Origin of the sequence: Pseudomonas sp. ef1, from assembly GCF_007293365.2 — a bacterium.
GTDB lineage: Bacteria > Pseudomonadota > Gammaproteobacteria > Pseudomonadales > Pseudomonadaceae > Aquipseudomonas > Aquipseudomonas siliginis.
This window is the reverse complement of sequence record NZ_CM129815.1, coordinates 533,060-553,290: the sequence shown is the minus strand read 5'-3', so window position 1 is coordinate 553,290 and position 20,231 is coordinate 533,060. Positions and strand designations below refer to the sequence as shown.

The window sequence follows — 20,231 nt, the reverse complement described above, 5'->3', positions numbered from 1 at the left end:
CTGAAAGCGTGACGCGGAGCGTCACAGGATGTGTGCCCACGCAGAGCGTGGGCACAATCATTTGAACGAGATTGTTTCCTTGGCCCACCCCGCCCAACGCCGCTGGTACCCCATCGTCTTCGCCATCGCCGCGCTGGTGTTGTTGCCGCTGAGCGTGCTGCTGCTGTCGTGGCAGACCATCGATCAGCAGATCTGGTCGCACCTGTGGCAAACCCAGATGCCGCGTCTGCTCGGCAATACCCTGACGCTGATCCTCGGCGTCGGTGTCGGCGTGACCCTGCTGGGTGTCAGCCTCGCGTGGCTGACCAGCCTCTGTGAATTCCCCGGTCGGCGCTGGCTCGACTGGGCGCTGATGCTGCCCTTCGCCATTCCAGCGTATGTACTGGCGTTCGTTTTCGTCGGCCTGCTGGATTTCGCCGGCCCCGTGCAGTCCCTGTTGCGCGAATGGTTCGGCACCGGCCTGCGCCTGCCTCGGGTACGGTCCACCGGCGGGGTGATCGTGGTGCTGGTGCTGGTCTTTTATCCCTACGTTTATCTGCTGGCGCGCACCGCGTTTCTGGCTCAGGGCAAAGGCCTGATGGAAGCGGCGCGGGTGCTCGGGCAGTCGCCGTGGCAGGCGTTCTGGCGGGTCGCGTTGCCGATGGCGCGTCCGGCGATCGGCGCGGGCGTGGCGCTGGCGCTGATGGAAACCCTCGCCGATTTTGGCGCGGTCTCAGTGTTCAATTTCGACACCTTCACCACGGCAATCTACAAGACCTGGTACGGCTTCTTCAGCCTGCCCAGCGCCGCACAACTGGCCAGTCTGTTGCTGCTGGTAGTGATGCTGGTGCTGTACGGCGAGCGCCGGGCACGCGGGGCGAATCGGGCAAGCAATGAGCGGCCACGGGTGAAAGCGCTGTATCACCTGCGCGGGCTCAAAGCGTTCGCGGCGACGGGCTGGTGTGCATTGGTGTTCGCCTGCGCCTTCGTTATCCCGGTGCTGCAACTAATCGTCTGGTTCTGGCAGCGCGGGCGCTTCGATCTGGATGAACGCTACGCCGGGCTGATTCTGCACACGCTGTATCTGGGGGCGATGGCCGCGCTGATCACCGTCAGCGTTGCTCTGTTGCTGGCGTTTGCCCGGCGCCTGGCACCGACCCAAGCGATCAACTCCGGGGTCGGCCTGGCCAATCTCGGCTACGCGTTGCCCGGTTCGGTGCTGGCGGTGTCGATCATGCTTGCCTTCAGTTATCTGGATCGTGAGCTGGTGATTCCGCTTTCGTCATGGCTCGGCGGTGCGGGCAGACCGTTGCTGCTCGGCAGCCTCGCAGCTTTGCTGATGGCGTATCTGGTGCGCTTTATCGCTGTCGCTTACGGGCCGCTGGAAAGCAGTCTGGCGCGTATACGGCCATCTTTGCCTGAAGCGGCACGTAGCCTGGGTGTCAGTGGGCCGCGACTGTTTTTCAAAGTGTATCTGCCGCTCTTGCTGCCCGGCACGTTGAGCGCCGCGTTGCTGGTGTTCGTCGATGTGCTCAAGGAAATGCCCGCGACCCTCCTGATGCGCCCGTTTGGCTGGGACACGCTGGCGGTGCGCATCTTCGAAATGACCAGCGAAGGCGAATGGGCGCGCGCCTCGTTGCCGGCATTGACCCTGGTGCTGGTTGGTCTATTGCCGGTGATCGGATTGATTCGACGTTCGGCGCACCGAAACTAGGGGGCGTTCTCGATTGGTTTCCCCACCGCGCCGGGTCTGCTGTTGTGCAGGGCAAGACGCGAGAAGCGTGGTTTGGTTGTTCCAAATAAGCTTCGAGCAACGCAGCCCTGCACAACAGCAGGCCCGGCCCTCCGGGTTGTGCCTAAAAGCGAGCCAGCCTGCGTTGCAGGCCTTGAAAAGGGAATACCATTCCCAGCGGCCTGCGCCTTGCCTGGCTCGCTTTTAGGCGACAACGCGGTGGGGAAACCAATTGAGAACGCCCCCGTAGTAGTGAGTCCTACATCATGCGGCTACAATGCGCGGCATTCGGTGCGGTTCGTCTGACAGACCCGTGCGCTGGAATCGGCTGCAAGCCTTATTCATCAAGGCTTTCAGCCGTATAGCGGCGGTCCGCACCCTCGCCACGCCCGGAAGGAGAAACCCATGGGACAGCGTACGCCTCTGTATGACCTGCACCTCGCGCTTGGCGCGAAGATGGTCGATTTTGGCGGTTGGGACATGCCACTGCATTACGGCTCGCAGGTCGAGGAGCACCACGAAGTGCGCCGCGATTGCGGGGTGTTCGATGTTTCCCATATGACCGTGATCGATGTCACCGGCGCCCAGGCCAAGGCCTGGCTCCAGCATCTGCTGGCCAACGACGTCGAACGTCTGCACCGCCCCGGCCGGGCGTTGTACAGCACCATGCTCAATGAGCGCGGCGGCATCGTCGACGACATGATCATCTATCGCCTCGACGACGCGTACCGGCTGGTGTTCAACGCCTCGACCCGCGATCAGGATCTGGCCTGGATGAACGCCCAGCTCGGCGCCTACGACGTGCAACTGCACGAGCGCGCGGAGCTGGCGATGCTTGCCATCCAAGGCCCGCAGGCCCGGCACAAGATTGCCGAACTGGTCACCCAGTCGCGCGCCACGCTGATCCAGCAACTCAAACCTTTCGAAGGCGCCATCGACGGCGACTGGTTCATTGCGCGCACCGGGTACACCGGCGAGGATGGCCTGGAAATCTGCCTGCCGGCCAATCAGGCGCCGGGGTTCTTCAACGACCTGGTCGGTGCCGGTATTTCGCCGATCGGCCTCGGTGCGCGCGATACCTTGCGCGTCGAGGCCGGAATGAACCTGTACGGTCAGGACATTCATCAGGACGTTTCACCGCTGGCCTCGAACATGGCCTGGAGCATCGCCTGGGAGCCGGCCTCGCGGCAGTTCATCGGTCGCGCGGCGCTGGAGGCGGAAAAAGCCGTCGGCGTGGCGCATAAACTGGTCGGTCTGGTGCTGGAAGAGCGCGGGGTTTTGCGCGCTCACCAAGTGGTTCGCATCGCCGATGTTGGCGAAGGGGAGATCACCAGTGGTAGTTTCTCTCCTACGCTGAGCAAATCGATTGCCCTGGCGCGTGTACCGATGGCAACCGCCGACCGCGCCGAAGTGGAAATCCGTGGCAAGTGGTACCCAGTACGGGTGGTCAAACCGACCTTCGTGCGCCATGGCAAAACCTTGATCTAACCTTTTCTGGCGGGCATGACCGCTGACCAATTCCGAGGAACCGAAGATGAGCGATATCCCTGCCGAACTGCGTTTTGCCGAAAGTCATGAATGGGCGCGTCTGGAAACCGACGGCACCGTCACCGTGGGCATCAGCGATCACGCGCAGGAAGCGCTGGGCGACGTGGTGTTCGTCGAGTTGACCGAAGTCGGCAAGGTGTTCGCCGCCGGTGATCAATCCGGCGTGGTCGAGTCGGTGAAAGCCGCCTCCGACATCTACGCCCCGGTCAGCGGTGAAGTCATCGCGATCAACGAAGAGCTGGGTGGCTCGCCTGAGCTGCTGAACTCCGACCCGTACGGCGCGTGGATCTTCAAGCTCAAGCCAAGCGACAAGGCCGAGCTGGACAAGCTGCTGGATGCGGCGGCTTACAAGGCTGCCATCGGCGAGTAACTTGCCGGTATGACCCAAAGCCCTGATTCGTCGGGGTTTTTTTCAGAATCAAAAGATCGCAGCCTTCGGCAGCTCCTACCTTTGAAATACATTCCCCTGTAGGAGCTGCCGAAGGCTGCGATCTTTTGATCTTCGAGGGCACTGCTATGCTGGTTTGACCGTGTCGATTGACGCCAAGCGCCAGCCAGGAGAGCCCGTCATGTCCCAGTCGCCGTCCCTGAGCCAGTTACGCGATCCCGAAGCCTTTCTGCGCCGCCACCTTGGCCCGGATGCCGCCGAGCAGCAGGCGATGCTCGACAGCCTCGGCCTGGGCAGTCGCGCCGAGCTGATCGAGCAGACCGTGCCGCCGGGCATTCGCTTCAATCGCGCACTGGATCTGCCGCCGGCACTCGACGAACAGGCTGCGCTGGCGAAACTGCGCGGTTATGCCGAGCAGAATCAGCTGTTCACCAGCCTGATCGGCATGGGTTATCACGGCACCGTCACGCCGACCGTCATTCTGCGCAACGTGCTGGAAAATCCCGGCTGGTACACCGCGTACACCCCATACCAACCAGAAATCGCTCAAGGCCGGCTCGAAGCGCTGCTCAATTTTCAGCAACTGACCATCGACCTCACCGGCCTGGAACTGGCCAACGCCTCGCTGCTCGATGAGGCCACCGCAGCGGCCGAAGCCATGGCGTTGGCCAGGCGCGTGGCGAAGTCGAAGAGCAATCTGTTTTTTGTGGATGAAAACTGCCATCCGCAAACCCTCTCCGTGGTGCAGACCCGCGCCGAAGGTTTCGGCTTCGAGCTGATCGTCGACGCGGTGGATAACCTGGCGCAGCACGAGGTGTTCGGCGCGCTGCTGCAATACCCCGACACTCACGGCGAAATCCGCGATCTCAAACCCTTGATCAACCACCTGCACGCACAACAGGCCCTGGCCTGCGTCGCCACCGACCTGCTCAGCCTGCTTTTGTTGACGCCGCCGGGTGAGTTGGGTGCCGATGTGGTGTTCGGTTCGTCCCAGCGTTTCGGTGTGCCGATGGGTTATGGCGGCCCGCACGCGGCGTTCTTCGCCAGCCGCGAGGAGTACAAACGAGCGATTCCGGGGCGGATCATCGGTGTATCGAAAGATGCTCGCGGCAACGTCGCGCTGCGCATGGCCCTGCAAACCCGCGAGCAACACATCCGCCGCGAGAAAGCCAATTCGAACATCTGCACAGCGCAGGTACTGCTGGCCAATATCGCCAGTTGCTACGCGGTGTATCACGGCCCCGAAGGCTTGAGGCGTATCGCCCAGCGCGTGCATCGCCTGACCTGCCTCCTCGCGGCGGGACTCGAGCGCAACGGCATCAAACGGCTCAACGAGCAGTTCTTCGACACCCTGACCCTGGAGGTCGGCGGTGCGCAAACGGCGATCATCGAAAGTGCTCAGGCAGCGCAGATCAACCTGCGCATTCTTGGGCGCGGCCGCGTCGGTCTGAGTCTGGATGAGACCTGTGATGAACACACCGTGGCAAAACTGTTCGACGTGCTGCTCGGGGCTGATCACGGCCTGAGCGTTGACGCGCTGGATGCGGAGGACATCGCCTCGGGAATTCCCGACGAACTCCAGCGCAGCACGCCGTACCTGCAACATCCGGTGTTCAACGCTCACCACAGCGAAACCGAGATGCTGCGTTACCTCAAACAACTGGAAAACAAGGATCTGGCGCTCAATCAGTCGATGATTCCGCTCGGTTCCTGCACGATGAAGCTCAACGCCACCAGCGAAATGATCCCGATCACCTGGCCGCAGTTCGCCAATCTGCATCCCTTCGTGCCGAGGGAGCAGGCTGTCGGTTACACACTGATGATCGAAGAACTTGAGCGTTGGCTCTGCGCGATTACCGGTTTCGACGCGATCTGCATGCAGCCCAATTCCGGCGCGCAGGGCGAATACGCCGGGCTCCTGGCGATCCGTAAATATCACGAGAGCCGGGGGGAGGGCGCGCGGGATATCTGCCTGATTCCGTCGTCGGCCCATGGCACCAACCCGGCCTCGGCGCAGATGGCCGGAATGCGCGTAGTCATTGTCGAATGCGATGAGGCGGGCAACGTCGATCTGGATGATTTGCAGCTCAAAGCCGCCGAGGCCGGGAACAAGTTGTCGTGCCTGATGGCGACCTATCCGTCGACCCACGGGGTCTACGAGGAGGGCATCAGCGACATCTGCGCAGTGATTCACCAGCATGGCGGCCAGGTGTACATGGATGGCGCCAATCTCAATGCCCAGGTCGGCCTGACCAGACCGGCGGACATTGGCGCCGACGTCTCACACATGAACCTGCACAAGACCTTCTGCATTCCCCATGGCGGCGGCGGGCCGGGCATGGGGCCGATCGGCGTCCGTGCGCATCTGGCGCCGTTCGTCGCCAACCATCCGGTGGTGCCGATTGACGGACCGCTGGCACAGAACGGCGCAGTCAGCGCAGCGCCGTGGGGCAGTGCGAGCATTTTGCCGATCAGTTGGATGTACATCGCCATGATGGGCCCGCAACTGGCGGACGCCAGCGAGGTGGCGATTCTGGCGGCGAATTATCTGGCGCAGCATTTATCCGGCGCGTTCCCGGTACTCTACACCGGGCGCAACGGCCGGGTGGCGCATGAATGCATTCTTGATCTGCGCCCACTGAAGGCGCAGACCGGCATCAGCGAGGAAGACGTCGCCAAGCGGCTGATGGATTACGGCTTCCACGCGCCGACCATGTCCTTCCCGGTACCGGGTACGTTGATGGTCGAGCCGACCGAGAGCGAATCCAAGGCAGAACTCGACCGTTTCATCGCGGCGATGTTGAGCATTCGCGCCGAGATCAGTGAAGTGCAGAAGGGCAACTGGCCGGGCGAAGACAACCCGCTCAAACGCGCGCCGCATACGCTGGCCGATGTCACTGGGATCTGGGAACGGCCCTACAGCATCGAACAGGGTATTACCCCGGATGCGCACACTCGATTGCACAAATATTGGCCGGCGGTGAATCGGGTGGATAACGTCTACGGCGATCGCAATCTGTATTGCGCCTGCGTGCCGGTGGATGATTACCGCTGAAGATCAAAAGATCGCAGCCTTCGGCAGCTCCTACAGTAGGAATGCATTTCAAAGGTAGGAGCTGCCGAAGGCTGCGATCTTTTGATTCTGGCGCAAAAAAAAGCCGCTCGATCGAGCGGCATTTTTGAGGGTGCGAGGCTTACTCGGACGCCACGGCGTTCTTCGCCAGAATCGCGTTCGCCAGTTCCATGTCCGAAGCCTGCAGGCCCGGGTTGTCGGCGCGGACTTTCTGCATGGCTGCTTCCAGGTACGGGCCACGGATGCCGCCGTCGCTGGCGACGAAGCTGCCGGCGTCGTCCTGGGCGGCGACGATCAGCTTGTGATCCTTGAACGTCAGGTAGGTCGAGCCGGTGGTGGCACCGGAGGAGATGACGTTACGCCAAAAGCTGTCCGCCATGGCCGAACCAACGGGAAGCGACAGCAGGGCCAAGGTGGCGACAGCAAGTTTGAGACGCATGATGAGGTGACTCCTGGGATTGACTACGGGGTTGGATAGCCGATCCCCCGATCCAGTTCCGTGCTGAATTATTTCAACTCACTTTGCGGCGTCACCCGCAGCACTTCTTCCACCGTGGTCAGCCCCGCCGCGACCTTCTGCGCGCCGGACAGGCGCAGGCTGCGCATGCCTTCCTTGAACGCCTGACGCCTGATCGCGGTGAGGTCGGTGTCCGGGGTAATCAGCGTTTTGAGGCTGTCGCTCAGTTGCATGATTTCGTACACGCCGGCGCGCCCGCGATAGCCGGTGTCGCGGCATTCCAGGCAACCGATCGCTCGCTGCGCATTGCTCGGCAGCGGCGCTTGCCAGGGCCGGGTCAGGGTTTGCCAGTCTTCATCCTCGAGCGTCAGTGGCGCCTTGCAGTGCGGGCACAAGGTGCGCACCAGACGCTGAGCCATAACGCCGAGCACGGTGGCTTTGATCAGGTAATGCGGCACACCGAGTTCGAGCAAACGGCTGATGGCGCTAGGTGCATCGTTGGTGTGCAGGGTGGACAAGACCAAGTGGCCGGTGAGTGCGGCCTGAATCGCCATTTCGGCCGTTTCCAGATCGCGGATCTCGCCGATCATGATGATGTCCGGGTCCTGCCGCATCAGCGCGCGCACCCCGGCGGCGAAGGTCAGTTCGATGTTGTGCTGCACCTGCATCTGGTTGAAGGCCGGCTCGACCATTTCGATCGGGTCCTCGATGGTGCAGAGGTTGACCTCCGGCGTCGCCAGTTTTTTCAGCGTGGTGTACAGGGTGGTGGTCTTGCCCGAACCGGTCGGCCCGGTGACCAGAATGATGCCGTTGGGCTGGCGGGTCATGTCCTGCCAGCGCCGCAGGTCGTCGGCGCTGAAACCCAACTGGTCGAAATTTTTCAGCAGCACTTCCGGGTCGAAAATCCGCATGACCATTTTTTCGCCGAACGCCGTCGGCAAGGTCGACAGACGCAATTCCACTTCGCCGCCGTCCGGGGTCTTGGTCTTGACCCGGCCATCCTGGGGTTTGCGCTTTTCCGCGACGTTCATGCGACCGAGGCTTTTCAGGCGGCTGACGATCGCCATGGTCACCTGCGGCGGGAATTGATAGACGTTATGCAGCACGCCGTCGATGCGAAAGCGCACGGTGCCGTGCTCGCGGCGCGGTTCGATATGGATATCGCTGGCGCGCTGCTGGAAGGCGTACTGGAACAGCCAGTCGACGATGTTGACGATGTGCGCGTCGTTGGCGTCCGGTTCCTGGTCGCTGGCGCCGAGATTGAGCAGTTGTTCGAAATTGCCGAGGTTGCCGCCCTGGGCGTCGGCATTGCTGGCGCCGCTGACCGATTTGGCCAGACGAAAGAATTCGACGCTGAAGCGCTGGATGTCGACCGGGTTGGCCACGACCCGTTTGATCGGCAGCTTCAACACGTGGGTCAGGTCGGCTTCCCAACCGCTGACGTAGGGCTGAGCGCTGGCCACGGTGACCGAATCGCGGTCCACGGCGACGGCGAGAATCTTGTGGCGCTGGGCGAAGGCATAGGACATCAGCGGCGTGATCGCCGCGACATTGATTTTCAGCGGATCAATGCGCAAATACGGCTGACCGGCCTGCTGCGCCAGCCACAGGGTCAGGCTTTCCAGATCCAGATGTTTGCCCGGACGGCTGAGGTCGTCGAGTTGCTGGCTGGCGATGAATTCCAGCGGATGCATCTGCCCGTGAGCAGCATGGCGACGGCGGGCATTGAGCGCCTGTTCCGCCGCGTCCTGGCAGATGAAGCCTTGGGCGACCAGTTCCCGTAATACATCGTTGAGGTCCAGCCAGCGGTCCTGAGTGACAAATTGAACGGACATGCGGCTTTCCTTTTTAAGCGTCATGCGCAAAAGGATAGTCGTGGCTCTGCTGACCGTTGGGCCACTACCCGACGAAGCCGTTGCCGGATTTGTCAGCCGGCAGCCTGTGCGGGCGCCTGCCACGCTGCGTCGGCGTTGTGCAGGTCCACTGTGCAGACGCTGATCAGGTTGCGCAGTTTTTCCGCGATCACTTGCGCGCGATGCCAGCTCAGGCCGCCCATTAGCAGGTCGATCGACAGCAGATCTTCCTGGCGCTGGACGTTCACCTGCTCCGGGGTCAGAAACTGCAAGGCGAACAGATTCAGCACGCGCACCAGCAGGTCCGGCTCGGCCTCGGCAAGGATTCGGTACTGCGCCAGGCAGTGAGCGTTGTTGACGTTCCAGACATCGGCGCGGGTGGGGGCGCTGTTCACGGCTTCAAGGTGCGGCATGGCGAGTCTCCAAAATCACTGGAGAAATTTTTACATTCGGTGCGGGGTATTTCTTGGCTATGATCGGCGTCTGAACGGATTTATCGAAAGAGTTGATTCGTGAAAGCTGATCTTTGAGGATTTTTTATGCACAGCGAGCTGGACGCCTACGACCGCAAGATCCTCGCCTTGCTCCAGGAAGACGCTTCGCTGTCGAGCGCGCAGATCGCCGAGCAGGTCGGCTTGTCGCAATCGCCGTGCTGGCGGCGGATTCAGCGGATGAAGGAGGAGGGCATCATTCGCGGCCAGGTGACCTTGCTGGATCGCAAGAAGATCGGCCTGAACACGCAGATCTTTGCCGAGATCAAACTCAACGCTCATGGGCGTTCGAATTTCACTGAATTCACCGAGGCGATTCGCGGCTTTCCGGAAGTGCTGGAGTGTTATGTGCTGATGGGTGCGGTGGACTTCATGTTGCGCATAGTCGCGGCAGACATCGAGGCGTACGAGCGATTCTTCTTCGAGAAGCTGTCGCTGGTGCCGGGGATACAGGAAGTGAATTCGATTGTGGCGCTTTCTGAAATCAAGTCCACCACCAGCCTGCCGGTCTAGTGCGGATGGCCTTTGTGGCGAGGGGATTTATCCCCGCTGGGCTGCGCAGCAGACCCCGCTTGATCGTTCCCACGCAGAGCGTGGGAATGCAGCCCGGGACGCTCTGCGTCCCAAAGCGGACGCAGAGCGTCCATTGAGGCGTGCCCACGCAGAGCGTGGGAACGATCAGGTGGGAAGGTGTTTAGCTGCGCAGGAGGATTTTCCAGGCGCGGTTCTGGTACACCGCAATCGCCTGATGCTTGCGTGCATCGAGCAGTTCGTCGGTGATGGTCGGCTCGTTGGCCAGTTGCGCCAGTTTGTTCAGCTCACCGTACAGGCGATCCATTTCCGGGATGTCCAGCACGTTGCGCGCATGGTGCAACCAGACCTGAATGCGTTCGATACGCGGCAGTTGTTCAGCGAGATCTTCCGGCTGCTGCTGATAGCGTTGCAGCTGCAGAGCAGTGGCTTCTTCGCCGAGCAGACGCGGCAGCCAGCTGTGCAGTTGCGCGTCACCCTGACGATTACCGCGAGTGTTGCGGTCGGCGGTCCAGGTGCGGGCCAGCAGCCAGCGTGAAGCGTTCAGCGAGAACTGGCCCCAGCGCGGGTCTTCCAGTTCTTCGAGGAACTGCTCCGGCGCGGCCTTGCGCACGTCTTCGTCTTCGATGCCGACCTGTACCAGGGGACGCCAGTCTTCCAGCAAGGCATCGAGGGCCACGCGCAAATCGTGGGTCGACTGACGCGGCGCAGCCTGGCCGAGGCTGCTGAGCAGGGCGCGCATTTCCGCGAGGTTCTCGACCCAGTCCTGCAGCAGACGCCAGTGGCCGTTGAAGCGATATTGTTCGGCCAGACGCTGACTGCTGCCGAGCAGATGCCAGCTCAGCGCGGCGAAGGCGTCGTCGAGACGGGTTTCGGTGGTCAGCTGCGGCGCTGGCAGGCTCAGCGAGTAGCTGTTGGCGTCGTGCAGGCGATAACCGCGCTCGGCCTTGCTGATATCGCATGGCATCAGCGCCAGGGTTTCGGCCAGTTCGGCAGCCAGTTCCAGCAACGCGGCAGGCTCGCCTTCGCGCAGTTCCAGTTCCAGTTCGCAGATTTCTTCTTTCTGTTTGCCGACCACTACGTGGCCGAGATCCAGCGCGGCCTCAATAACCACTTTGGTCTTGCCACGGCCCCAGGCGATTTCGGCGCGCTCGCGGACGAAATCGGTGGTGAAGATCGGCTTGAGGGTTTTCTTGTCCAGCTCGGCGAGCGACTCGGGCCAGCATTCGCCGTCGAGTTTCTTCACGTCGAGCTTGGCCTTCGGGAGTTTCCAGTCGTACTCATTACGCTCGGACAGACCGGCGACGCTCTGGCCGCGGGTCTTGAGAGTTTGAATCACTTCGTCACCGTCCTTGCGCAGGCGCAGGGCGACCTTGGCCTGGGCGAGGTCGCGCTCGGGGGTGTCGAAGTACTGGTTCATCAACTCACGGCGTTCCCAGCCACTTTTGTTGCGTTTCTTCAGCAGTGGGTGCTCGCGCAGGGCAGCGAGGGTTTCGCGGCTGACGCGGAGTTTGATTTCAGTTTCTTTTTGCATGGCCGGAACATCCAGAATCGGGAGCGCAGCCGGGGGAATGTGTGGCTGCCAAGGCCGTGCAGTGTACAGGAGTCAAACTTCCTACGCCCTGCGGCGGTTTATTCCGCGCGCCGGATGGTTCTATAGTGGGCCTCAATCCGGGACCTGGAGTCAGTGATGCCATTGCCGTCCATGCAAGACCAGTTCGCCGCGCTGATTGCCGCGCCATCGGTCAGCTGCACCCAACCGAACCTGGACCAGTCCAACCGCGCCGTCATCGATCTGCTGGCGGGCTGGCTCGGTGACCTGGGTTTCAGCTGCGATATCCAGCAGGTCAGCCCCGGCAAATTCAATCTGCTCGCCAGTATCGGCAGCGGCCCCGGCGGCCTGGTGCTGGCCGGGCACAGCGACACCGTGCCTTACGACGACGCGTTGTGGCAGACCGACCCGCTGAAGCTCACCGAAGTCGACGGTCGCTGGGTCGGGCTGGGCAGTTGTGACATGAAGGGCTTCTTCGCGCTGATCATCGAAGCCGTGCGGCCGCTGCTCGATCAGCCGTTCAAGCAACCGCTGCTGATCCTCGCCACCTGCGACGAAGAAAGCTCGATGTCCGGCGCCCGAGCGCTGGCCGAGGCCGGGCAACCGTTGGGCCGCGCGGCGGTGATCGGCGAGCCGACCGGGCTCAAGCCGGTTCGCATGCACAAAGGCATCATGATGGAGCGCATCGACATCCTCGGGCAGAGCGGCCACTCGTCTGATCCGCGCCTGGGCCACAGCGCCCTTGAAGCGATGCACGATGCCATCGGCGAACTGCGCGGTCTGCGCCTGTTGTGGCAGCGCGAGTTCAGCAATCCACAGTTCAGCGTGCCGCAACCGACGATGAACTTCGGCTGCATTCATGGCGGCGACAACCCCAATCGCATCTGCGGCCAGTGCTCGCTGGAATTCGACCTGCGGCCGCTGCCGGGCATGGACCCGAGCCTGCTGCGCGCGGAAATCCTGCGCAAGCTCAACCCGGTGGCCGAGCGGCACAAAGTGAAGATCGACTACAAACCGCTGTTCCCGGAAGTGCCGCCGTTCGAGCAGGCTGCAGATGCCGAACTGGTGCGCATCGCTGAAAAGCTCACCGGCCATCGCGCCGAAGCAGTAGCGTTCGGCACCGAAGCGCCTTATCTTCAGCGCCTCGGCTGCGAAACCATCGTCCTCGGCCCCGGCGACATTGCCTGCGCGCATCAACCGGGGGAATACCTTGAAATGTCACGTTTGCAGCCTACCGTGCATCTGATTCGGCAGTTGATTGAACATTACTGCCTGACGACAGACGAACGATGACGGCCCTGTGTGGGAGCGAGCCTGCTCGCGAAGGCGTTTTGTCAGTCGCCATTGATGAACCTGATCCACCGCTTTCGCGAGCAGGCTCGCTCCCACAGGGTTAAATGTCTTGCATCAACCCGGTAAATTGCCTGCACCACAACCCGTATTCATGAGGAGAGCGCGCGTGTCGCCAAGCCTGTTCCGACGATAACCATCAGCCCGCTGTGCGTTTTTCGTTTCGCCCCTTTTTTCGGCTGCTCTTTATTACAGGCCCAGGTTCATGCCCGAATACGTTAATTGGCTTCGCCACGCGTCTCCCTACATCAATGCCCACCGCGATTGCACCTTCGTCGTCATGCTTCCCGGCGACGGCGTCGAGCATCCGAATTTCGGCAATATCGTCCACGACCTGGTCTTGCTGCACAGTCTGGGCGTGCGTCTGGTGCTGGTGCACGGCTCGCGCCCGCAGATCGAAACCCGCCTCGCCGCCCGTGGCCTGACCCCGCATTACCATCACGGCATGCGCATCACCGATGCCGCGACGCTTGAGTGTGTGATCGACGCGGTCGGCCAGTTGCGCATCGCCATCGAAGCACGGCTGTCGATGGACATGGCCTCGTCGCCGATGCAGGGCTCGCGCCTGCGCGTGGCCAGCGGCAACCTCGTTACCGCGCGGCCGATTGGCGTGCTGGAAGGTGTCGACTATCACCACACCGGTGAAGTGCGTCGGGTTGACCGCAAAGGCATCAATCGCCTGCTCGATGAGCGCTCGATCGTGCTGTTGTCGCCGCTGGGCTATTCGCCGACCGGCGAGATCTTCAACCTTGCCTGCGAAGACGTCGCCACCCGCGCTGCGATTGATCTGGGCGCGGACAAGCTGCTGTTGTTCGGCGCCGAACTCGGCCTGATCGACGAAAACGGCAAACTGGTACGTGAACTGCGCCCGCAACAAGTGCCGGCACATTTGCAGCGTCTGGGCATGAGCAACTATCAAGCGGAATTGCTCGATGCCGCCGCCGAAGCCTGCCGTGGCGGCGTGGCGCGCAGTCATATCGTCAGTTACGCCGAAGACGGCGCGCTGCTGACCGAGCTGTTCACCCGTGACGGTGGCGGTACGCTGGTGGCGCAGGAGCAGTTCGAACTGGTGCGCGAAGCGGCGATTGAAGACGTCGGCGGTTTGCTCGACCTGATCAGTCCGCTGGAAGAACAGGGCATTCTGGTGCGCCGCTCGCGGGAAGTGCTGGAGCGCGAGATCGAGCAGTTCAGCGTGGTCGAGCGCGAAGGCATGATCATCGCCTGTGCGGCGCTGTATCAGATTGCCGATTCCGATGCCGGCGAACTGGCGTGTCTGGCGGTGAATCCGGAATACCGCCACGGCGGACGCGGCGACGAATTGCTGGAACGCATTGAAACCCGCGCGCGGGCGCAGGGTTTGAAAACCCTGTTCGTACTCACCACGCGTACTGCGCACTGGTTCCGCGAGCGCGGGTTCGAGCCAAGCAGCGTCGAACGCCTGCCAGCGGCACGGGCGTCGCTGTACAACTATCAGCGTAATTCGAAGATCTTCGAAAAGACCCTCTGAACAACAGCGAGGTCTGTGGCGAGGGGATTTATCCCCGCTGGGTCGCGTAGCGGCCCCCTGTGTTTTCACTTGGAATCGCTGGGGGACTGCTGTGCAGCCCAACGGGGATAAATCCCCTCGCCACTTTCTGCATTCAGTCAGTGATGAATTTGGCGCTGACGTACGGCGAATAATCCGCCAGCACTGTCTCGACCTTGCCCTGTTCCTTCAAGAATTTCGCCGTTTCGGCAATGGCCTTGGCGGTGCCGCCGTCCAGCAGCGCCTTGCTTTGCTGCGCCTTGGCATCCGGGAACGCCGATCCGGCCAGCAGTTCCGGCACATCTGCTGCGTTGGCACCGGTCAATTTGGCGATTTTCTGCACAGGCACCGAGTCGGCCGTCCAGCTGTCTTTGTGTGCGGCGTAATCAGCGAACGATTCCAGGGTGACCTTGGCAAACTTGGCCACCACTTCGGGATGCTTCTCGGCAAAGTCTTTGCGCGCCACCCACACCTCGAAGGTTGGCGCACCCCACTGGCCGACCTGGGCGGCGTCGGTCAGGGTCTTGCCGGTCTTGCGGATCTCGCCTAGCGCCGGCGACCAGACAAACGCACCATCAATGTCGCCACGCTTCCACGCGGCGGCGATTTCCGCCGGTTGCAGGTTGACCACTTTGACTTGCGAAGTATTCAGGCCCCAGTGCTTCAGCGCTCCAAGCAGACTGTAGTGCGAGGTCGACACGAACGGTGTGGCGATGGTTTTACCGATCAGGTCCTGCGGTTTGTCGATGCCGCTGCCGTTGCGCACCACCAAGGCTTCTGCGGCATTAATCTGCGCCGAAACGATAAACGCCACGATCGGCAGATTGCGTGAAGCAGCTGCTGCCAGTGGGCTTGAGCCAAGGTTGCCGATCTGCACGTCGCCAGAAGCAATGGCAGTGACGACTTCCGGGCCGCTGTTGAAACGACGCCAGTCGATCTTCTCGCCGATGGTTTTTTCATAGACACCATCGGCCTGCGGCACTTTGCTCGGATCGATCCCGGTCTGGTAACCGACCGTCAGACCGGCGGCATGTGTGGAAAAAGAAAACAGTGCCGACACACAAACTGTAACAAATTGACTTGAAAGTGCGCGTTTCGCCATGATGCGTCGCCTTTTCGATGGGATTTGCCGTGTTGGGAGCACGGCAAAGCTAATCGATCTAAAAAAAGGTCAACAAATACCATTTAGGAATGAGCTTAGGCGCCGATACGCTGTTTCCCGGCGCGGATGGCCATTAATGGGCCATATGCCTGAATGGCATGAAAAAGAACGAATAAATTCTTTTTGGGATTATCAGGAAGTCTTTACGCTGCAGGGACCAAATCACTCGCGATTAGACGATGGTCGTAGACATACAAGGTTACGATTGACTTGGCAGTCACGGTCTGGCGCTAATCGCGGATCTTAGGATTCAGGGCAAATCGACCCCGAACCAGGAACACAAGAATTAGAACGAGAGGAGCGATACATGAACAAGTCCACCTTGGCCCTGGCTGTGGCCGTTGGGGTTATGGCGCAGCAGGCAGGCGCCGCCGGTTTCATCGAAGACAGCAAGGCTACTCTGGGGCTGCGTAACTTCTACATCAACACTGATAACCGTGATGGCGATACTAAAGCTGCCAAGGCTCAGAACAAGCAAGAAGAATGGGGCCAAGGCTTCGATCTGCGTTTCATCTCCGGTTACACCCAAGGCACCGTAGGCTTCGGTATCGACGCCATCGGCCTGGTGGGCGTGCGCCTGGACTCGGGTGGCGGCACCAACGGTGCTACGTCGACTTCCTATGGCGGTACTGTATTCCCGAGCAAGTCCAACGGTGAAGCGGTCGACAACTTCTCCAGCCTGGGTTTGACTGCCAAAGCCAAGATCTCTCAGACCGAACTGAAATTGGGCACCCTGCAGCCAAAACTGCCGGTCATCGTGACCAACGACGGTCGTCTGCTGCCGCAAACCTTCCAGGGTGGCCAGATCACTTCGAGCGAGATCAAGGATCTGACGCTGGTTGCTGGTCAAATCGAGCACGCCAAGGGCCGTAACTCCAGCAACAACGAAGAGTTGTCGATTGCTGGCTCCAACGCTCACACCGCTGCCGGTCGTGACAGCAACAAGTTCATCTACGGTGGTGGCGACTACAAAATCACCAAAGACCTGACTGCCCAGTACTACTACGGCAATCTGCAGGATTACTACAAGCAGCACTTCCTGGGTCTGGTGCACAACTGGGCAATCGGCCCGGGTGTATTGAAGTCTGACTTCCGTTACTTCAACAGCCGTGACGATGGCGCCAACGGTAACGACCCTGCCTACTACACCACCGGTGACTACGGCACTGGCATCACCAAAGGCAAGGTAGACAACAACCTGTACAGCGGCTTGTTCCTGTACACCGTTGAAGGTCACACTTTCGGTGGCGGTTATCAGGTCAGCAACGGCAACAGCGACTTCCCTTGGCTGAACCAGGGTGACGGCTCGTCGGCGTACATCACCACCGACATGCAGATCGCCAAGTTCGCTCGCGCAGGTGAACGTACCTGGCAAGCTCGCTACTCGTACGACTTCGCCAAAGTTGGCGTACCAGGCCTGACCGCCGGCGTGGTTTACCTGCGTGGCGATAACATCGACACCACCGGTAAAGTCGGCGACCGTCAAGTCAGCACCAATGCGACCGGCCGTTCCGAGTGGGAACGCGACATCACCGTTGGTTACGTAGTACCTGAAGGCCCGCTGAAAAACGTTGGCGTGATGTGGAAAAACGCTATGTGGCGCAACGACATCCCAGGTCAACGCGACCAGGACGAAAACCGCCTGATCCTCAGCTACTCGATCCCGCTGCTGTAATAGCGCTCGAGCAACTGAAGCAAAAAAAAGCCCCGTCCGGCATCGCGCCGGACGGGGCTTTTGCGTTTTCGAGTCAGGCTCACCCCCGTAAGCCCTTCTCGCTTTCCCTCTTTGCTGCAACTCAAGGCCTTCTCGAACCTTGCGTTGGATGTTCGTCGCGATGCGGGTCGGTGTCCAATGAACAGATGTTTAATATTCACTAATGATCTAGATATCTAGTTATTTATTCTTTTTCACGCTGATCGATCCCGAGCTACAGTTGTTGTCTCCCATCCCTCATCAGGAGCAGCACCATGAGCCTCAGACTCGGCGACATCGCCCCCGATTTCGAACAGGACTCCAGCGCCGGCAAGATTCGTTTTCACGAATGGCTGGGCGATAGCTGGGGCGTGCTGTTTTCCCATCCGGCGGACTTCACTCCGGTGTGCACCACCGAGCTGGGTTTCACCGCCAAGCTCAAGGATGAATTCAGCCGACGCGGCGTCAAGGCCATCGCGCTGTCGGTTGACCCGGTGGACTCGCACCACAAGTGGATCGAGGACATCAACGAAACCCAGAACACTATCGTCAACTTCCCGATCCTGGCCGATGCCGATCGCAAGGTCTCCGATCTCTACGACCTGATCCACCCGAACGCCAATGACACGCTGACCGTGCGTTCACTGTTCGTCATCGACCCGAACAAGAAGATCCGTCTGACCATCACCTACCCGGCGAGCACCGGGCGTAATTTCCACGAGATTCTGCGGGTGATCGACTCGCTGCAACTCACCGACAACTACAAAGTCGCCACCCCGGCCAACTGGCAGGACGGTGAAGAGGTGGTGATCGTGCCGTCGCTCAAGGATGAGGACGAGATAAAGCAGCGCTTCCCCAAAGGTTATCGCGCGGTGAAGCCGTACCTGCGCCTGACGCCGCAGCCGAATAAATAAGATTTGCGGTGCAGCTACCGCCGCTTTCGCGAGCAGGCTCGCTCCCACATTTGCAATGCTTTCCCCTGTGGGAGCGAGCCTGCTCGCGAAGGCGCCAGCCCAGGCAATGGAGAATCCGGAATCACAACGCAGGGGAATTTCGGCCGTTTCGACGGCCTTTTTTTTTGCCTGGATTTTGCTCAGCGACATATCTCTTAAATGCATAACCAAATGAATAAATATGATTTATGGATATATAAATCAGCTGGTAAGGTCACTGCCATTGAAGCGAGATCGCAGCCTGCGAATCGCCTGTAACGCTTAAAGGAATCTGCAATGCTGGTCGTCTCACTCGGTGGCAGCCCCAGCCTGCGCTCCCGTTCCGGGGTGCTGCTGGAGCGTTCGCAACGCTGGTTGCAACAGCAAGGGGTGGAAGTGGTGAGTTATCAGGTGCGGGACTTCCCGGCCGAGGATCTGCTCCACGCGCGCTTCGACAGTCCGAAGGTCCTCGACCTGTTGCAACAGATCGCAAACGCCGATGGCCTGCTGATCGCCACGCCGGTTTACAAGGCCTCGTTTTCCGGTGCGCTGAAGACCCTGCTGGATCTGCTCCCCGAGCGTGCCTTGAACCACAAGATTGTCTTGCCGATGGCCACGGGCGGCAGCATCGCTCACATGCTGGTGGTCGATTACGCCCTCAAGCCCGTGCTGTCGGCACTCAAAGCGCAGGAAATGCTTCAGGGTATTTTCGCCGAGGACAGCCAGATCGCTTATGGCGAAGGCAGTGCCGCCGCGCAACTGGCGCCGGCCCTGGAGCAGCGCTTGCACGAGGCCCTGGATCAGTTCATCGGCGCCATGGCGCGCCGGCCGAAACCGCTGGAGCCAGGCCTGCTGAACGAACGTTTGTTGAGTGCTCGCTGGAGCATTTAAGCCTTATCGAAATTTGAAGTACTGGCCTTACTCGCCCGCCAACGGGCAAGCAGGTGCAGCCACAACCCAACAGCAAAAAGGAGAGCGCTATGCGCACTGTATTTTTGCGTCGTGGTCTGGTCGCTCTGTTTGCTGCGGCTGTCACCTTCGGCGCCATCACCCAAGCTCAAGCCGAGACATTGCGGATCGGTTATCAGAAGTACGGCACGCTGGTGCTGCTCAAAGCCAAAGGCACGCTCGAAAAACGCCTCGCCGCGCAAGGCGTCGACGTGCAATGGACCGAGTTTCCCGGCGGCCCGCAGCTGCTCGAAGGCCTCAACGTCGGCTCGATCGATTTCGGCGTGACCGGCGAAACCCCACCGGTTTTCGCCCAGGCCGCTGGCGCTGATCTGCTCTACGTTGCCTACGAACCGCCAGCGCCGAACAGTGAAGCGATCCTCGTGCCGAAAGACTCGCCGATCAAATCGGTAGCCGATCTCAAGGGCAAGAAAGTCGCCCTGAACAAAGGCTCCAACGTTCACTACCTGCTGGTGCGCGCGCTGGAAGACGCCGGCCTCAAGTACAGCGATATTCAGACCGTGTTCCTGCCGCCAGCCGATGCTCGCGCTGCGTTCGAACGTGGCAGTGTCGACGCCTGGGTCATCTGGGATCCGTATCAGGCCGCTGCCGAGAAACAACTGCAAGCGCACACCCTGCGCGACGGCAAAGGCATCGTCGACAACCATCAGTTCTATCTGGCCACAAAACCTTACGCGCAGAAAAATCCCGAGGTGATCAAGACCCTTGTCGAAGAGGTGCGCGCGGTGGGTGAATGGTCGAAAGCCAATCCCGAAGACGTGACGCAACAGGTCGCGCCACTGCTTGGCCTGCCGGCGGACATCACCCTGACCTCGGTGAAACGCCAGGGCTACGGCGCGCTGTTCCTGACCCCGGAAGTGGTCGCTGCGCAACAGAAAATCGCCGACACGTTCTTCCAGCTCAAGCTGATTCCCAAGCCGTTGAGCATCAAGGATGTGATCTGGACCCCGCCGGCCGCTGTGGCCCAAAGCTCCCAAGCCCAGTAATTCGAATCCA

At 60.8% G+C, this 20,231-nt stretch carries 16 protein-coding genes; 11 read left to right on the top strand and 5 right to left on the bottom strand.

Annotated features, from left to right (window positions below; translation table 11 throughout):
• Positions 1–79: 79 nt before the first annotated feature.
• From FEE99_RS02650 to gcvP, 4 genes are all read left to right on the top strand, one after another.
• On the top strand, positions 80–1,693 hold the full coding sequence (locus tag FEE99_RS02650; protein WP_041476961.1) for an ABC transporter permease: 1,614 nt from the start codon (positions 80–82) through the stop codon (positions 1,691–1,693).
• 423 nt (positions 1,694–2,116) lie between these two features.
• On the top strand, positions 2,117–3,199 hold the full coding sequence (gene gcvT / locus FEE99_RS02645; RefSeq protein ID WP_041476887.1) for a glycine cleavage system aminomethyltransferase GcvT: 1,083 nt from the start codon (positions 2,117–2,119) through the stop codon (positions 3,197–3,199).
• A 46-nt stretch (positions 3,200–3,245) separates the two neighbouring features.
• Positions 3,246–3,629: a glycine cleavage system protein GcvH gene (gene gcvH / locus FEE99_RS02640; RefSeq protein ID WP_041476886.1), complete on the top strand. Its 384-nt coding sequence runs from the start codon at positions 3,246–3,248 to the stop codon at positions 3,627–3,629.
• A 199-nt stretch (positions 3,630–3,828) separates the two neighbouring features.
• Positions 3,829–6,702, top strand: a complete 2,874-nt coding sequence (gene gcvP / locus FEE99_RS02635; protein WP_041476885.1) for an aminomethyl-transferring glycine dehydrogenase — start codon at positions 3,829–3,831, stop codon at positions 6,700–6,702.
• Positions 6,703–6,841: 139 nt separating this feature from the next.
• Here the strand turns inward: gcvP and FEE99_RS02630 are convergent, their stop codons facing one another.
• The 3 genes from FEE99_RS02630 to FEE99_RS02620 all read right to left on the bottom strand — a co-directional run bounded on the left by FEE99_RS02630 (position 6,842) and on the right by FEE99_RS02620 (position 9,443).
• Positions 6,842–7,162, bottom strand: a complete 321-nt coding sequence (locus FEE99_RS02630) for a DUF2388 domain-containing protein (RefSeq protein ID WP_172667868.1) — start codon at positions 7,160–7,162, stop codon at positions 6,842–6,844.
• Between the two features lie 65 nt (positions 7,163–7,227).
• Entirely contained in the window at positions 7,228–9,012 is a 1,785-nt protein-coding gene (locus tag FEE99_RS02625; protein WP_041476884.1) for a GspE/PulE family protein, read from the bottom strand.
• 92 nt (positions 9,013–9,104) lie between these two features.
• Positions 9,105–9,443, bottom strand: coding sequence for a hypothetical protein (locus FEE99_RS02620; RefSeq protein WP_041476883.1), 339 nt, complete (start codon positions 9,441–9,443; stop codon positions 9,105–9,107).
• Positions 9,444–9,569: 126 nt separating this feature from the next.
• On the opposite strand from FEE99_RS02620, the gene FEE99_RS02615 reads away from it, so the two are divergent.
• Positions 9,570–10,034, top strand: coding sequence for an Lrp/AsnC family transcriptional regulator (locus FEE99_RS02615; RefSeq protein WP_024014730.1), 465 nt, complete (start codon positions 9,570–9,572; stop codon positions 10,032–10,034).
• Positions 10,035–10,215: 181 nt separating this feature from the next.
• On the opposite strand, the gene FEE99_RS02610 is transcribed toward FEE99_RS02615, so the two are convergent.
• Positions 10,216–11,586 (bottom strand): CYTH domain-containing protein, encoded by a 1,371-nt coding sequence (locus FEE99_RS02610; protein WP_041476882.1) that lies wholly within the window; start codon positions 11,584–11,586, stop codon positions 10,216–10,218.
• A gap of 156 nt (positions 11,587–11,742) precedes the next feature.
• On the opposite strand from FEE99_RS02610, the gene argE reads away from it, so the two are divergent.
• Both argE and argA read left to right on the top strand, forming a co-directional pair.
• Positions 11,743–12,897, top strand: a complete 1,155-nt coding sequence (gene argE / locus FEE99_RS02605) for an acetylornithine deacetylase (protein WP_041476881.1) — start codon at positions 11,743–11,745, stop codon at positions 12,895–12,897.
• Positions 12,898–13,159: 262 nt separating this feature from the next.
• The gene (gene argA / locus FEE99_RS02600; protein WP_016772647.1) at positions 13,160–14,461 is read left to right on the top strand and encodes an amino-acid N-acetyltransferase; all 1,302 of its coding nucleotides are present in this window, start codon (positions 13,160–13,162) and stop codon (positions 14,459–14,461) included.
• Between the two features lie 133 nt (positions 14,462–14,594).
• Here argA and tauA read toward each other — a convergent pair whose 3' ends face one another.
• Entirely contained in the window at positions 14,595–15,584 is a 990-nt protein-coding gene (gene tauA, locus FEE99_RS02595; protein ID WP_143978909.1) for a taurine ABC transporter substrate-binding protein, read from the bottom strand.
• A gap of 364 nt (positions 15,585–15,948) precedes the next feature.
• On the opposite strand from tauA, the gene FEE99_RS02590 reads away from it, so the two are divergent.
• The 4 genes from FEE99_RS02590 to FEE99_RS02575 all read left to right on the top strand — a co-directional run bounded on the left by FEE99_RS02590 (position 15,949) and on the right by FEE99_RS02575 (position 20,221).
• Complete coding sequence (locus tag FEE99_RS02590; RefSeq protein ID WP_041476879.1) at positions 15,949–17,316, top strand: OprD family porin; 1,368 nt, start codon at positions 15,949–15,951, stop codon at positions 17,314–17,316.
• Positions 17,317–17,609: 293 nt separating this feature from the next.
• Positions 17,610–18,248 carry a peroxiredoxin gene (locus FEE99_RS02585; RefSeq protein ID WP_041476878.1) on the top strand — a complete coding sequence of 213 codons (639 nt, stop codon included), beginning with the start codon at positions 17,610–17,612 and terminating at the stop codon, positions 18,246–18,248.
• 315 nt (positions 18,249–18,563) lie between these two features.
• Positions 18,564–19,157, top strand: a complete 594-nt coding sequence (gene ssuE / locus FEE99_RS02580) for an NADPH-dependent FMN reductase (protein ID WP_041476877.1) — start codon at positions 18,564–18,566, stop codon at positions 19,155–19,157.
• 89 nt (positions 19,158–19,246) lie between these two features.
• Complete coding sequence (locus tag FEE99_RS02575; protein ID WP_041476876.1) at positions 19,247–20,221, top strand: sulfonate ABC transporter substrate-binding protein; 975 nt, start codon at positions 19,247–19,249, stop codon at positions 20,219–20,221.
• Positions 20,222–20,231 lie beyond the last annotated feature (10 nt).